This is a genomic window from Chryseobacterium sp. sg2396 (genome assembly GCF_042610505.1).
GTDB lineage: Bacteria > Bacteroidota > Bacteroidia > Flavobacteriales > Weeksellaceae > Chryseobacterium.
The window spans coordinates 145,285-159,570 of record NZ_JBHGAQ010000013.1; the positions used below are offsets into that span (position 1 = coordinate 145,285).

The following is a 14,286-nucleotide window of genomic DNA, read 5'->3' on the forward strand; positions in this document are numbered from 1 at the left end:
TCAACAAATGAAAAAGCAGACCATTAGGGAAATCCTACAGGATTACAAGAAAGTACTACATCATGACATTACGGTTTACGGCTGGGTGAGAACATTCCGGGCCAATCGCTTCATCGCGCTTAATGATGGTTCTACAATTAATAATTTGCAGATTGTTGTTGATTTCGAAAATTTCGACGAAGAAATTATCAGTAAGATCAGTACCGCTTCTTCCCTGAAAGTAGTAGGCGAAGTGGTCGAAAGCCAGGGAGCCGGGCAGGCTGTGGAAATTATCGCTAAGAAAATTATTATTTTAGGCGATAACTTTACGGAAGATCGGGATAAAACCATTCTTCAGCCTAAAAAACACTCGCTGGAAGTTTTGAGAGAGCAGGCGCATTTAAGATTCAGGACGAATCTGTTTGGTGCGGTTTTCAGAGTGCGCCATGCCGTGAGTTTTGCGGTACATTCATTTTTTAACCAAAACCAGTTCTTTTACATTAACACACCGGTAATCACCGGTGCCGATGCAGAAGGAGCGGGTGAAATGTTTGGGGTAACCAATTTTGATTTAAATAACATTCCGAGAGACGAGCAGGGAGACATCGATTTCGCCCAGGATTTCTTCGGAAGAAAAACCAACCTTACCGTTTCCGGACAGCTTGAAGGAGAGACAGCTGCGATGGGATTGGGAAGAATTTATACCTTCGGACCAACCTTCCGTGCAGAAAACTCCAATACCACAAGACACCTTGCCGAATTCTGGATGATCGAGCCGGAAGTTGCCTTCAATAACCTGGAAGACAACATTGACCTGGCGGAAGATTTCCTGAAATATGTAATCCAGTATGTGCTGGATAACTGCAAAGACGATCTTGATTTCCTTGACAAGCGTTTTGCCGAAGAACAGAAATCAAAGCCGGAAAAGGAAAGAGCAAAAGAAGGACTGATCGAAAAGCTGGAAAATGTGGTGGCTAAACGATTTAAAAGAGTAAGTTATACGGAGGCCATCGAAATTTTATTAAATTCTAAAGAAAATAAAAAAGGGAAATTCCAGTATCCTGTGGAAGAATGGGGAACGGATCTTCAGTCTGAGCATGAAAGATACCTGGTGGAGAAGCATTTTGAAAGTCCGGTGGTACTGTTCGATTATCCGAAAGAGATCAAGGCTTTCTACATGAAGCTGAACGATGACAACAAAACCGTTGCGGCAATGGACGTTCTTTTCCCGGGGATCGGAGAAATCATTGGCGGTTCCGAAAGAGAGGCAAGACTGGATGTATTGAAGCAGAAAATGGCCGAAATGCACGTTGACGAGCATGAACTTTGGTGGTATCTGGATACCCGGAAATTCGGTTCTGTGCCACATGCCGGTTTCGGATTAGGACTGGAGAGACTGGTGCTTTTCGTAACGGGAATGACGAATATCAGGGACGTAATCCCTTTCCCGAGAACGCCGAAAAATGCAGAATTCTAAGAATTTCTTTAAAACATACCAAAATCCTTCTGAAATACCGGAAGGATTTTTTTATTAACTTTATTAAAAATTTACAAATGAGTACCATTACCATCCATACGGAAAACGAAAACCAGATCAATCTTCTGAAGGCCCTTTTGAAAGAGCTCAAGATCAGTTTTGAAATCAATAAAGAAGAAAATCTAACGGATTGGCAGAAGGAAAGAATTATGAAAGGAATTTCAGATATTGCGGAAGGTAAATTTTCTTCCAGTGAGTCTGTAAGTAAAAAAGCCAGAAAATGCTTAGGGTAATCTGGTAGCATCAGGCTGAATCTGACTATCTTGATACGTTAAAATATTGGATTGGTCACAACCGATCTGATAAATTAATAAGGGAAGTCGAAAAGAAAGAGAAACTGATCTCCAAAAACCCGGACATGGGTTCCATCTCTGAAATAGAAGGCATACGATATGTTTTAATTGATAAAAATTTTCCCTCTATTACAGAACGAATAAAGATGTCGTTGAAATTCTAGCCTTTTGGGACAACCGGAGAAACCCTGAGAATCTAAATGTAAAATAGCATGACTTTGATGTTATCTGAGCTCTTATATTTAAGATCGTTAATAGTATTTTGACAAAAAAAACTTCCGGCATCCGGTTTCCTTCTTCAAGCCCTTCTCTCAAGATAAAAAATAAGAAATAGTTATCAGTCTTTTTTAGAATAAAAACGTAAAAAAGCCCTGGCAATCACGCATCAGGGCTTTTTCTGTTTATTTTAAATAGCTTATTATGTGGGATTGAATACAAAAATCGTGCTAAAAATGATTTTTTTCAAAAAAAATCATTAAATTCGTAGAATATGTTATGTTAAAACACCATCCTATAATATGCTAAAACAACACTTACAACTCAAATTAGGACAGAAGCTGGCCCCCCAGCAGATTCAGCTGATGAAGCTGATCCAGCTCCATACATTGGAATTTGAGGAGGAACTTGAAAGAGAATTGGAAGAAAATCCGGCATTGGAAATTGCAAAAGAAGAATCCCAGGAAGATGAATATGCCTCGCTTGAAGATTCCTACGAAACCGAAGGAACGGAAAGTATCGAAACCGATTTTGATGTCGATCAGTATCTCTACGACGACGAACCAAACTATAAGACCGCATCCAGCAATTATTCTTCAGACGACGAAGAATTCGATAATGAAAGCCTTTTAACAGAGGGGCAGTCGTTGTATGATTATCTGCTTGAGCAGATTCACCTTGTAAACATCAGCGAAGAAGACGAGAAAATTGCAGAATATATCATTGGTAATCTTGATACCGACGGTTACCTGAGAAGGGAGATAAAGTCCCTTGTGGATGATCTGGCATTCTCCCAGGGGATTTATACGACGAAAGAAAATGTAGAAGACATCCTTGAAAACTATGTACAGAAGCTCGATCCGCCGGGGGTAGGGGCAAGAGGGCTACAGGAATGCCTTCTGTTACAGATCGAGAAAAAAGTAAGTTCCGATAAAGCCGTTTCCTTGGCGGCCAATATCCTGAGATATCAGTTTGATGCTTTAACCAATAAGCATTACAACAAAATCATCCAGAAATACGATATTGAAGAGGAGGATCTTCGGGATGCATTGGATGAAATTTCAAAATTATCCCCGAAGGTCGGTGGAAACTTCGACACACAGACCATTACTATTAACCAGGAAATCATTCCGGACTTTGTAATCCAGGTAAAGGACGGACAGGTAATCCCGATGCTGAACAGCAAAAATGCCCCGACATTAAGAGTATCTGAAGAATATAAAGATATTTTATCTACGTATTCACATGATAAAAACTCTTCGGAACATAAGCAGGCAGCTTTATTCATCAAACAAAAACTGGATGCGGCAAAATGGTACATCGATGCCATCAACCAGCGTCAGAACACATTATTGCAGACCATTACGGCCATTGTAAAATTCCAGAAAGATTATTTCCTGACCGGTGATGAAAAGTCACTGAGGCCAATGATCCTGAAAGATATCGCTGATATTACCGGTTTTGATATTTCAACCATTTCAAGGGTAGTAAAAAGCAAATATGCCGATACGCCGAACGGAATTATTTATCTGAAAGATTTATTCTCTGACAGTTTAACAAATGATGATGGGGAGGAAGTTTCCACGAAAGAAATCAAGACCCATCTTCAGGAAGTGATCAGCAAAGAAAACAAAAGAAAACCACTTACCGACGATGCGCTGGTGGTGATCCTGAAAGAGCAGGGGTACAACATTGCCCGAAGAACGATCGCCAAATACCGCGAACAGCTTAATATACCGGTAGCGAGATTAAGAAAAGAACTTTAAGTATAAAAAAAGCATTTCCATCGGAAATGCTTTTTTTATACTCGCCAGGTTAATTTGCTTTTATATTTTCCAGTCCAAGTTCCTTTATCGAAACTTCGCGCATTTCCACTTTTCTTATTTTTCCGGAGATGGTCATCGGAAATTCGTCTACGAATTTCCAATATTTCGGAACTTTGTAATGGGCAATTTTTCCGCTGCAGTATTTCTGCAACTCTTCTTCGGTTACCTTGAATCCTTTTCTCACCTTTACCCATGCCATAACTTCTTCCCCGAACTTTTCACTCGGAACGCCGATGATCTGAACATCCAGAATATTCGGATAGGTGTATAAAAAATCTTCAATTTCTTTTGGAGAAATATTTTCACCACCACGGATAATCAGATCTTTTATTCTTCCGGAAATGGTAATATAGCCTTCCTCATCCATTACCGCCATATCGCCGGTGTGCATCCATCTTCCTTCATCAAGAACTTTTTTGGTGTTTTCGGGATCGTTCCAGTATTTTAGCATAACGGAATAACCTCTTGTACACAGCTCTCCGTGTTCGCCACGCGCAATAATTTTTCCGTTTTCATCAATGATTTTTATTTCCAGATGATCCTGCACAGTTCCTACCGTATTCACCTGCTTTTCAAATGGAGTTCCGATCAGGGTTTGTGTAGAAACAGGGGAGGTTTCTGTCATTCCGTAGCAAATGCTCATTTCCTTGATATTCATAAGATTTTCCACTTTTTTCATAATTTCAGGCGGACAGACAGAGCCTGCCATGACACCTGTCCTTAAACTTGAAAAATCAAAGGTTTCGAAGTTTTTTACCGCTAGTTCAGCAATAAACATGGTCGGAACGCCGTAGAGCGATGTGCATTTTTCGTCAGAAACAACTTTTAAGGTGATTTCAGGATCGAAACTGTCATTCGGAATCACCATGCATGCACCGTGGGTAGTACAGCAGATATTCCCGATTACCATCCCGAAGCAATGATAGAAAGGAACAGGAATGCAGACTCTGTCTTTTTCGGTGTATTTCAGACGGATCCCGATAAAGTAGCCGTTGTTCAGAATGTTGTGGTGGGAAAGTGTAACGCCTTTCGGGAAACCCGTTGTTCCCGAAGTGTACTGGATATTTACCGGATCATCGAACTGCACATGCTCTTCAAAACTGTGCAAAGTGTCATCCGAAATTTCATGTCCGTTATTCAAAAATTCATCCCAATTGTCATCAAAGAAAATTTCAGATTTTAAGGTTGAGCAAAATTCTCTTGCGTCGGCGATCATCTGCTTATAATCGCTGGATTTAAAAGAAAGGGATGAAAAAATATGGGACATTTCAGATTGATTGATCACAAAAATCAATTCACTCGTTCTGTAGGCAGGATTTATATTGACTAAAATAACTCCGATTCTTGCGGTGGCATATTGAAGCAGTACCCATTCATAGCGGTTGGAAGACCAGATACCGATACGGTCTCCTGTTTTGGCACCGAGAAAAATGAGGGCTTTCGCTACCGCTGTCGTTTGGTTGTAAAATTCCTGATACGTAGCACGGTAATTCTGGTGAACACATATTAAAGCTTCCTGATCGGGAAATTTTTCAACGGTCCGCCTGAAATTATTTCCGATCGTTTCACCCAATAACGGAATGCCGGAAGCTCCATGAACATAAGATAATTGCATAAAATGAAAGATTTGGTGAAATAAAATTAATAATAAAATCTTACATTCCGGCTTTACGGATTAAATTTCCTGTGAATCGATTTCTTTCAGTTGAGTAAGATTCCGGTCGAGCTTTTTAATGATAATTCCATACACAACCCTATAGTACAGCCAGACCATTACTACCGTAAAAACCGTACTGATCACCATTCCGGCAATAAAACCAACAATGGTGGAATTGGTAATCTCGATCTTCTGGGTATTGAGGATATAGAATACAAATACGGTAAAAATGGAAGTGAAAGTAACCAGTAAGACAATATTAATGAGAATAAATGCATTTACCGTCTTTTTAAACTGAATGATTTTAAGGATAAATTTTTTCAGGTTTTCCTCTACCTTGATGCCTTTGTAGTTCTGATAAAACCGGAACACAAAATATGCCGTTACGGAGAGGCTCACTATTTTCAGTACAAGATAAATAGTATCAAATGTAAGTTCCAGCTCCGAAGTTTTCTGTACACCGAGCCTTTCGAGAATATTGAGAAACGAACTGGCTTCTTTTCCCTGGATAATGTAAAAGAGACCTATTAAGGTAAAGAAAAGAAATTCAGCTACACTTATCCAGAAAATGTATTTCACATAATTCCGTGATTTCCTGTTGAGCATCTGAAGGATTTCATCGCTGCCGTATTTTTTCTGAACAGGTTGTTCCTGCCATGTCTTTTTAAAGCTGTCTAAATCAAATTCAGGCATATTTTTCCATCTGTTCTTTAAGGGTTTTCTTTAATCTGTTCATTTTCACACGCGCATTCACTTCGGTGATCCCGAGGTTTTCTGCAATATCCTTATAAGGCAAATCGTCCAGATACATCATTACAATTGCCCGTTCTACGTTAGGAAGTGTCTTGATAACCGTGTACAAAAGGGATATCTGCTGCTGTTTTTCGTCATCATCTTCGATAAAATCGGCATGGTTGATGTCCAGCTCATTGGTGGGCAGGCTTTTGCTTTTTTTTCTGAAAAGGGTAATAGCTGTATTCAGGGCTACCCGGTACATCCAGGTAGAAATTTTGGAATTCCCTTTAAAAGAATCATAGCTTCTCCACAGCTGTAAAACGATTTCCTGGAAAAGATCTTCTTCATCCTCAAGGGAATTGGTGTACAGGCGCGAAACCTTGATAATCAGGCCCTGATTATCCTTGATAAGCTGCGCAAATTCTTTTTCCTTTGAAGCCAATGCTGATGTAATAAATGGTTGCACGAAGATAAAAAATAAATCTAATAATGTAACAATTTATCAATGTACCAATGTGTCAATGTGTCAATTCGAAGATAGTTGCTTAGATTTAATATGCAGTGCTCATTAAGCGGGATCGTATGATTGTTATACTGTCAGATTGGTAAACTGTTACATTAAATCGCTATCTTTGCAGCCACGAGAAAATCGGCCTGTTGATTCTTGCTTCGGTAAGGGTAGGAAAGTCCGGACACCGTAGAGCAGCAAAGCGGATAACCTCCGTCACCCGTGAGGGTAGGACCAGTGCAACAGAAAGAATGTACAGTTCGGCTGTAGTGAAACCAGGTAAACTCTTTGTGGTGCAATGATAAGTATATCGGTTCTTTTCAGTAATGAAAATAGGGGTGGCTCGCTCTGAAAGCCGAGGGGTAATCAGCTAAAGTCATGCAGCAATGTATGACACAGATAAATAACAGGCATCCTGTTCTTGTAATGGGATACAAAATCCGGCTTACAGATTTTCTCGTGATTTTTTTGAAAGTTTATGGATATATAAAAATGCGGAGCCGAGCTCCGCATTTTCTATAGGTTATTTTTACTAAGACCAATCATTGAATTTGATAATAGCCTTAAAAATAACGTAAATTCGATAATATTTAATTTATTTCAGCAATTTAACAAAAAGGCAGAAATATGGCCCCGGATCTTAAATAGCCTTTCTGTTAACAGTATATAAACAAGATCATTTGATATTTAAGACTATCAGCAATAACTTCTATTATCCGGCTTCCAGCCTTAACCTGCCTTCTACTCTGGTTCACGTTAAAAATAATACCTTTCATTCACTCTCAAGGATTTTTTTTGAATCTTCCAGGCTCTTTTTTTCTTCTTCCGAAAGTTTAGGGTATTTCAGGTCCATTTTTTCAAGGGCATCAATAATGATCTGTATCGCAGCGACTCTTGCAAACCATTTATTGTCTGCAGGAAGCACGTACCAGGGTGCATAATCTTTGGCGGTTTCATTAATGGCCGTTTCGTAGCATTCCATATATTTGTCAAAAAGGGCGCGCTCCGGAAGATCGGCGGAAGAGAATTTCCAGTTTTTTTCCTGCTCGTTGATTCTGTCGAGAAGCCTTTTCTTTTGTTCGTCCTTAGAAACATTCAGGAATATTTTTACAACGGTCGTTCCGTTTTGGGCAAGATGTTTTTCAAAATTCCGGATGCTTTCATAGCGGTTTTCCCAGAATTTTTCATTAAAATCTTTTACGGATTTCCATGTTTTTTCGGTCAGGTTATATTCGGGATGTACTTTGCAGACCAGCACGCTTTCGTAATGGGAACGGTTGAAGATTCCGATCATCCCTTTTTGAGGTAGCGCCAGGTAATGCCTCCATAAAAAGTCATGAGAATATTCCCTGGAGCTTGGGGTTTTAAAGCTTGTTACATTACAGCCCTGAGGATTCACGCCACCGAAAACATGCTCGATCATGCTGTCCTTTCCCGCTGCATCCATGGCTTGCAATACAACAAGCAACGATTGGCTTCCATCTGAATACAGACGTTCCTGGAGTTCACGCAGCTTTTCTTTTTCCTGCATCAGCAATTGTTCGCCTTCTTCTTTGGAGAGTTTTCCATTATATTCCGTGGCAGCCTTTTTGATCGAAAATTTTCCTTTTACTAAGAACTCATCTGAGAAATTGATGTTCATCAGTTTAAAATTTTAATTGTTAGTATAAAAATAAATAACTTGAATGATGATTTCAAGTTATTTGCTGTATTTTTAATTTAATCTTAATTTTTTGGATAAGGGAAAGCTTTGTTTCTTTCTATGGGATTATAAGATTTTAGAATATCCTCTTGTTCTTCTTTTATCAGTTTACTTAATTCCTCTGGTTTGTATTTTACACCATTATATTCAAAGGAGGAGATTGCTTTTCGATTAAATTCCTGTCTGATATCATTGAAAGGATCATTAAAGTATTCCAATGCCTTTTTTATAACAGTTTTCTCATTGGTAGGAATAGGAGTGTCGCCATATCTTACTTCGATAATATTTGTTGTGTTGTAAGTTTCAGGTAAATTGGTGCTTTTTATAAGATTAAAAATATAATTTTCCTGAGTGTCTTTTATTTGCAAAATAAGCCCCGGAAGTCCTTGAAATTTGTAAGGTCCTTCACTGAAAGGGATTTCTTTTGTAAACCATGCAATCCATTTTCTTCCCCCAAAATCTGTTGTTGCTTTTTGAACTTTAAAGCCAAGATAATTTTTGGTGTCATTTTCAAGTTTCCATTTTATGGGATCCTGTGTTGGATATGCATAAATATTATCTCCTATCAAGGGATAATTAATGTGAGTGTCAGAATTTCTTTTTCTTACCACCGGAATTTGCGTAGTCCATATAAGATTCTGAGATTTTTGAAGTATGTTTAGCGAATCTTTTTCAAGAAATTTATAATCATAATATTTCACTTCTTTAGGGTTGATATCCACAACCATGAAGTTTTTTTTATAATATGCCTCTGTAGAATCTGGTTTATAACTCAGTTCATAAATATACCTTTTGGTTTGGGAAAAAGATAAATTAAAAACTAATATTAATATAAAATACAATTTGATCTTCATGATTTTCTTATCGCGTTACGTATTTTTTATAAAGAGAATGGAAGCCGGATTTAATATCATTTATTTCGAAATGAGCAGGAATAATTTCCTTTCCTGTTTTGTCTATAAAACCGTAGCCATCTGAAACGTTTTTTACCAAAGCCAGGTTTTTATCATATTCTCCGAATTTTTCGATTTTCGAATATATGGGCTGAACAATAATTTTCCCATTTTGATCCATAATTCCGTAGGTATTAGAATTGGTTTTTATCAGTCTCCATTCTTTGTTGATTTCAAGTATATCATTTCTTTTTATTTTTTTCACCTGCGAAAATGTTGTCATAAATATACTTAAAAATGCTATGATTAATAATTTTGATTTCATGTTTTTAAAATTTTAATTGGTTACCTGTAAATTTTTCTGACTGTTAAGCTGCACCTGATTTATTATCAGCTTGTAATATTCCGACTGATTCATAATTAGTTCATCATGTTTTCCTTTTTCAATAATTTCACCATCTTTGAGAACAATGATTTGATCGGCATTTTTTATGGTGCTTAACCGATGGGCAATAATGATTGATGTTCTGTTCTCTAAATAAATATTCAGATTATTGATAATTTTATTTTCATTAATTGTATCTAATGAAGAAGTAGCTTCATCAAAAAAGATAAAATCCGGATTTTTATAAATTGCACGCGCAATTAAAAGTCTTTGCTTCTCGCCACCACTTAATGAAATACCGATTTCACCGATTTTAGTATTGTAATTCATGGGCAGGCTTTGTACTTTATCATAAAGTTCAGCAACTTTTAAAGCCAAATTAAGCCTTCTCGGTTCAGGTTTCTCTGCAGATAAAGTAATGTTATCCAAAATAGAACCGCTAAAAATATATCCTTCCTGAAGAATAACTCCACATTTTGTTCTCCAGTCTGTAAGATTCACATTTTTGATGTTATTTTCGCCTAAATATAAATTTCCATTGGTAGGAAAATAAAATCCCAGTAATAGCTTCAATAAGGTAGATTTTCCGCTTCCGCTTTCACCAACGATGGCTGTTGTTGTATTTTTTTCGATTTTGAGATTAATGTTTTTTAAGATAAGTTGCTCAGTTCCGGAATCATACTTGAAATTGACATTTTCAAGAGAAATCCCGTCAACACGCTGAATATTTTTATATTCAGTATCTTCTTTTATTTCATTTTCTTTGTTGTAAATGTCTGTAAGCCTGTTATAAGCAAGCCTGGTATTTTGAAAATTCTGAGTATAATCCGTTAATTGATGTAGTGGTGCAGATAATTGTCCCAAAACATAACTGATCATCATTATAAGTCCTAAAGTCATCTGTGATTCTATTACAAGATAAGAGCTGTAGCCTATTAGAGCAATATCTCTTATTTTGGAAATGAACAGATTTCCGTCGTTCATGTAAAAATTAATATAAGCAAGTCTGGTTTTTATTTTTTTTAATTTTTCTTCGGATTGTATCCAGTTGTTCAGTCTGGATTTTTCGGCACTGTTTATCTTTATATCCGTAATTCCCATGATTAATTCATAAATGGTATTTCTGTTGGTAGATTCCAACGAAAATAATGAATAATCAATTTGTTTTTTTCTTTTAAAGAAAATCAAAATATAAGAAAAGGATATAATACTGAATATACTGAATACCAAAAATATTTTATAATTCTGATAAATCAGGATCATTGAAAAAACCAAAATATTCAGAATGCTTGTAGCAACACCTATCATATTGTAGGTGATGAAATAATTGATTTTGTGCTGATCATTCAGTCCCTCAATAAGGTCAGATTTAAATTTAGAATCATGGTAGCTTATTGGCAGCTTTAATATTTTAGCAAAATAAGTTTTGTTGAAATCTATATTGAGATCTAAACTTATTCTGGCATTTATAACTTCCGAAAAACTCTGAGAAAAAAGAAAACTGACTGCAAATATAAACTGAAAGATCAATAATTTTACGACAATATGCATGTCTTTTGAAAGTATTCCTCTGTCTATATTCTCTTTCAGCAAAAGTGGCATTGCCCAATTTGCCAAAAGAGTAACTAGAGTAAGAAGAATTGAAAAATAAAATCTTTTACGGTTCTTTTTTAAAATTCTTTTTATATTATTGAATATAGGATTGTCTTTCTTTTTTTCCTTGTTTTCAAGAAGCGGAATTTTCGCAAAATCCGGTGAAGGTTCAAATACAATTGCAATTCCGTGTTCACCGTTGAGCCATTTTTCTGAAAATTCTTCCATACTGAGGCTTACTTTTCCAAATCCGGGATCTACAATATTGATATTGCCTTTGCTGATGCTTTCGAGGATAATAAAATGTCCTTGCCTTAGATACAATATTGCAGGAAGCGGCATTTCATTAATGTCTTCTAAAGTTGCATTGGCTGTAGCATGGTTGAATCCGTTTTTTTCAAGAAAAAGTCTTAGATCTTTAATCGATATTCCTAATTTTGAAGCTGTAATGTTTTCTTTTATATCACGAATTTTATATTTTTTTCCATAATACTCACAGATCATCTGAAGACATGCGGGACCGCAGTCATTTGCTTCAAGCTGATGTGTGAATTTTATTTTACGCTTCATTGAAGAAAAGTTTAGTAAGCCTGTCCATTATTACTTCATCTTTCTTAGCATTGTCATATCCCATTTGGCAGATGTCCATGCCTTTTGCTTCAAGATTTATCTAGTGGCATCCTCCTCCGCATAACGGCAATATTCTACAGTTTTGGCATGCTTTCGACTGTATTTTTAAAGTTTCCCAAGTTACAATTTTGTCGTTCCATTCAATTTATCCTTCATCGTTTAAGGATCCGTATTTATTGTCATCTGTAAAATCTCTCGCAGTACATTTAAATACATCTCCGTTGTAATTAATAACTGCTTCATTTTTTTTATCTGCATAGCAAGGATTGGCAAGACCTTCTAATAACTGAATTTCCTCGCCTTGCGGAATAAATTTATGTTTTTTATAAACATCCATAACCTCTTTTACCTTATCTTCAATATTGTTCACCTCAATATCCTGCCATACCTGATGGAAGCTGATGCTTAGATATTTTCTGTCTTCTTCAGGAATATCAATAATATCATCTGCAATATATTTTGTAGACTCAATATTTTCAGCAGTGTAGTTGATTCTTATAAGTACATTTATTTTTTCTTTTAAAAGTCTTTTTATGGAACTAATTATTTTATCATAAGAACCTTCTTCTTTTTGGGCCACTCTTACTTTGTTGTGTTCTTCTCTACTTCCATCAAGGGTAATTTGGAAAAATTTTTCATCATTTTCATAAATAAGATGATGTACCATTTTTTCGTTTAAGAGATATCCGTTTGTTGTAAAAGAAATTGAAAAGTGAATAGCCGGATATTCTTCATATTTTGTTCTGTAATAATTGATGATAGGCTCAGTCACTTTGCTGTAATACATCAATGGCTCTCCTCCAAAAAATGAAAGGTCAAATGATTTAAGATTTGGATTTATCTGCAGAGTCTTATCAATGAATTTAAAAATCTTTTCCACACCAGAGGTGCTCATTTTGGAACCGACAATATGAGATTCATAGCAATACCAGCATTTGAAATTACAATTCATGGTTGGATTGATGATAAGGCGGTAGGAGTTATCTGCATAATCTACCTCTTTGCTTCTTTGGATAACTTCTTGAAGTTCATCTGTATGTTCATCAATGATTGCATTAATATCCAGTAAATTCTGATAAATAGCAGGATAATGATTTTCCAGATCGCCTGCAGGAAGTTTAAAATAGCTTTCAATGTCTTTTTTTATGACGATGCATTTGTCTTCTTTAGAGTTATATAACGCTGAAATAGAGTTACTTAATGAAATGATAGAATTGTATTTGCTGAATTTGTACATATCAGTGTAATTTGGTTATTGGTATTTTTTAATGATGTATTTTCTTGCTCAATAGATATTTGATTTAATGAATATCTAATGGTTACTATATTTGTTCTGACTTATTCCGCATCTGGGATTCGTAAAGCGATTGTTTATTTCGTTATAATTGGATTGATTTACGCCGGTGCTTGCCACATTTATGGCAATAAATCCTCAGTGATGGTTTTCCTGTTTAGAAATAATGATTGATTCTGCTTAAGAATTCAACATCTTATTTCAAAACCGGCTACGAATTTTAGAAATTCGAATTTATAATCATAGAATTACGGTGTAAGAGTACTTTGTATTGTTGTACATCTTTTTCCGTTGGAGCTATTGTCGCAGTTTCCATTGGAACATTTGTAGTCATTAATAGAACCTTGGCAGGCTGATGAGGAATTGATACAGCGGTCGCCGTTGGTGATAATCAGATTCCCACCAAAGTTGTCATTCATATTTCTTGATAATAAGATTAATTCTTCATTATTATCTATTATCTGATGCTCCAGGTTGGCAACGAACTTTAAAAATTTTGAGTTTGTATTCATGGTGATTTTGTTTTTTTTAGTGTTTAGTAAAGAGATTGCTATAAGATTAATTTAGTGTTTAATAAAAATATTTAACTTAATCCTTGTTGTATAGTAGTACATTTTTTTCCGTTCATACTGCTGTCACAGTTTCCGTTTGAACATTTGTAATCGTTAATAGATCCCTGGCAAGTTGCGGTTGCATTAATACATCTGCTGTCATTAATTCCTATAAATCCTCCCTGAGATTGTTCTGCAAAGTTTGTTAGTACCAAAGATTCTTGGTTATTGTCAATCATATTGCGCTCTAGCTTAGCGATGAAACTTGAAAATTTTGTGATTTTTTCTATGATATTTAGTTTAAAATTATTTTTTCTACTCTTTTAAAGGTTTTCGAATCCCCCTTCTTATAGCAATTCTCTTATTTTTTTATTATTCAATAATTGTAATGATTGTGTATCAAAAAAAACAATAATTGTTAAATAAATAATATAATTATTCATTAAAATGACTAATACCAATTATATTTAAAAAAAAGTCTATTTTA

The 14,286-nt window shown here is 35.8% G+C and carries 13 protein-coding genes and 1 other RNA gene; 4 read left to right on the plus strand and 10 right to left on the minus strand.

All coding sequences use genetic code 11. The features are described 5' to 3' along the window. Window positions 1-7: 7 nt before the first annotated feature. The 3 genes from asnS (at window position 8) to rpoN (ending at window position 3,791) form a co-directional block, all read left to right on the plus strand. Window positions 8-1,456, plus strand: a complete 1,449-nt coding sequence (asnS, locus tag ACED20_RS14535; protein WP_294202319.1) for an asparagine--tRNA ligase — start codon at window positions 8-10, stop codon at window positions 1,454-1,456. A 77-nt stretch (window positions 1,457-1,533) separates the two neighbouring features. Continuing rightward, a complete protein-coding gene (locus ACED20_RS14540) occupies window positions 1,534-1,749 on the plus strand; it encodes a DUF2683 family protein (RefSeq protein ID WP_294225415.1) in 216 nt (71 codons plus the stop codon). A gap of 578 nt (window positions 1,750-2,327) precedes the next feature. Continuing rightward, window positions 2,328-3,791: an RNA polymerase factor sigma-54 gene (rpoN, locus tag ACED20_RS14545; RefSeq protein ID WP_294225409.1), complete on the plus strand. Its 1,464-nt coding sequence runs from the start codon at window positions 2,328-2,330 to the stop codon at window positions 3,789-3,791. Window positions 3,792-3,840: 49 nt separating this feature from the next. On the opposite strand, the gene ACED20_RS14550 is transcribed toward rpoN, so the two are convergent. The 3 genes from ACED20_RS14550 to ACED20_RS14560 are packed head-to-tail and all read right to left on the minus strand — an operon-like array spanning window position 3,841 to window position 6,685. Beyond that, the gene (locus ACED20_RS14550; RefSeq protein WP_294202325.1) at window positions 3,841-5,466 is read right to left on the minus strand and encodes an AMP-binding protein; all 1,626 of its coding nucleotides are present in this window, start codon (window positions 5,464-5,466) and stop codon (window positions 3,841-3,843) included. Window positions 5,467-5,526: 60 nt separating this feature from the next. Next, entirely contained in the window at window positions 5,527-6,201 is a 675-nt protein-coding gene (locus ACED20_RS14555; protein ID WP_294202327.1) for a beta-carotene 15,15'-monooxygenase, read from the minus strand. Next, on the minus strand, window positions 6,194-6,685 hold the full coding sequence (locus ACED20_RS14560; protein WP_294202333.1) for an RNA polymerase sigma factor: 492 nt from the start codon (window positions 6,683-6,685) through the stop codon (window positions 6,194-6,196). Before ACED20_RS14560 ends, ACED20_RS14555 begins: the two co-directional genes overlap by 8 nt. Before the next feature lie 199 nt (window positions 6,686-6,884). Between ACED20_RS14560 and rnpB the strand changes: the two genes are divergently transcribed. Then, an RNA gene (rnpB, locus tag ACED20_RS14565) (RNase P RNA component class A) lies at window positions 6,885-7,215 on the plus strand. Between the two features lie 308 nt (window positions 7,216-7,523). On the opposite strand, the gene ACED20_RS14570 is transcribed toward rnpB, so the two are convergent. The 7 genes from ACED20_RS14570 to ACED20_RS14600 form a co-directional block, all read right to left on the minus strand. Then, window positions 7,524-8,393, minus strand: a complete 870-nt coding sequence (locus tag ACED20_RS14570) for a polyphosphate kinase 2 family protein (RefSeq protein WP_294231046.1) — start codon at window positions 8,391-8,393, stop codon at window positions 7,524-7,526. 83 nt (window positions 8,394-8,476) lie between these two features. Then, on the minus strand, window positions 8,477-9,307 hold the full coding sequence (locus tag ACED20_RS14575; protein ID WP_294324346.1) for a GLPGLI family protein: 831 nt from the start codon (window positions 9,305-9,307) through the stop codon (window positions 8,477-8,479). Window positions 9,308-9,314: 7 nt separating this feature from the next. Further along, a complete protein-coding gene (locus ACED20_RS14580) occupies window positions 9,315-9,671 on the minus strand; it encodes a WG repeat-containing protein (RefSeq protein WP_294200446.1) in 357 nt (118 codons plus the stop codon). Window positions 9,672-9,683: 12 nt separating this feature from the next. Further along, window positions 9,684-11,894: a peptidase domain-containing ABC transporter gene (locus ACED20_RS14585; protein WP_378105372.1), complete on the minus strand. Its 2,211-nt coding sequence runs from the start codon at window positions 11,892-11,894 to the stop codon at window positions 9,684-9,686. A 100-nt stretch (window positions 11,895-11,994) separates the two neighbouring features. Beyond that, window positions 11,995-12,099, minus strand: coding sequence for an SPASM domain-containing protein (locus ACED20_RS14590; protein ID WP_378105379.1), 105 nt, complete (start codon window positions 12,097-12,099; stop codon window positions 11,995-11,997). After that, window positions 12,100-13,191, minus strand: a complete 1,092-nt coding sequence (locus ACED20_RS14595) for a radical SAM protein (RefSeq protein WP_294238840.1) — start codon at window positions 13,189-13,191, stop codon at window positions 12,100-12,102. A 305-nt stretch (window positions 13,192-13,496) separates the two neighbouring features. Beyond that, window positions 13,497-13,760 carry a hypothetical protein gene (locus ACED20_RS14600; RefSeq protein WP_294238839.1) on the minus strand — a complete coding sequence of 88 codons (264 nt, stop codon included), beginning with the start codon at window positions 13,758-13,760 and terminating at the stop codon, window positions 13,497-13,499. Between the last annotated feature and the right edge of the window lie 526 nt (window positions 13,761-14,286).

What these genes read in the sequence shown, in the direction of transcription:
- ACED20_RS14570 (WP_294231046.1), bottom strand. Translation starts at nt 8,393, where the DNA reads ATGAACATCAATTTCTCAGATGAGTTCTTAGTAAAAGGAAAATTTTCG.
- ACED20_RS14575 (WP_294324346.1), bottom strand. Translation starts at nt 9,307, where the DNA reads ATGAAGATCAAATTGTATTTTATATTAATATTAGTTTTTAATTTATCT.
- ACED20_RS14585 (WP_378105372.1), bottom strand. Translation starts at nt 11,894, where the DNA reads ATGAAGCGTAAAATAAAATTCACACATCAGCTTGAAGCAAATGACTGC.
- rpoN (WP_294225409.1), top strand. Translation starts at nt 2,328, where the DNA reads ATGCTAAAACAACACTTACAACTCAAATTAGGACAGAAGCTGGCCCCC.
- ACED20_RS14595 (WP_294238840.1), bottom strand. Translation starts at nt 13,191, where the DNA reads ATGTACAAATTCAGCAAATACAATTCTATCATTTCATTAAGTAACTCT.
- ACED20_RS14555 (WP_294202327.1), bottom strand. Translation starts at nt 6,201, where the DNA reads ATGCCTGAATTTGATTTAGACAGCTTTAAAAAGACATGGCAGGAACAA.
- ACED20_RS14600 (WP_294238839.1), bottom strand. Translation starts at nt 13,760, where the DNA reads ATGAATACAAACTCAAAATTTTTAAAGTTCGTTGCCAACCTGGAGCAT.
- asnS (WP_294202319.1), top strand. Translation starts at nt 8, where the DNA reads ATGAAAAAGCAGACCATTAGGGAAATCCTACAGGATTACAAGAAAGTA.
- ACED20_RS14550 (WP_294202325.1), bottom strand. Translation starts at nt 5,466, where the DNA reads ATGCAATTATCTTATGTTCATGGAGCTTCCGGCATTCCGTTATTGGGT.
- ACED20_RS14580 (WP_294200446.1), bottom strand. Translation starts at nt 9,671, where the DNA reads ATGAAATCAAAATTATTAATCATAGCATTTTTAAGTATATTTATGACA.
- ACED20_RS14540 (WP_294225415.1), top strand. Translation starts at nt 1,534, where the DNA reads ATGAGTACCATTACCATCCATACGGAAAACGAAAACCAGATCAATCTT.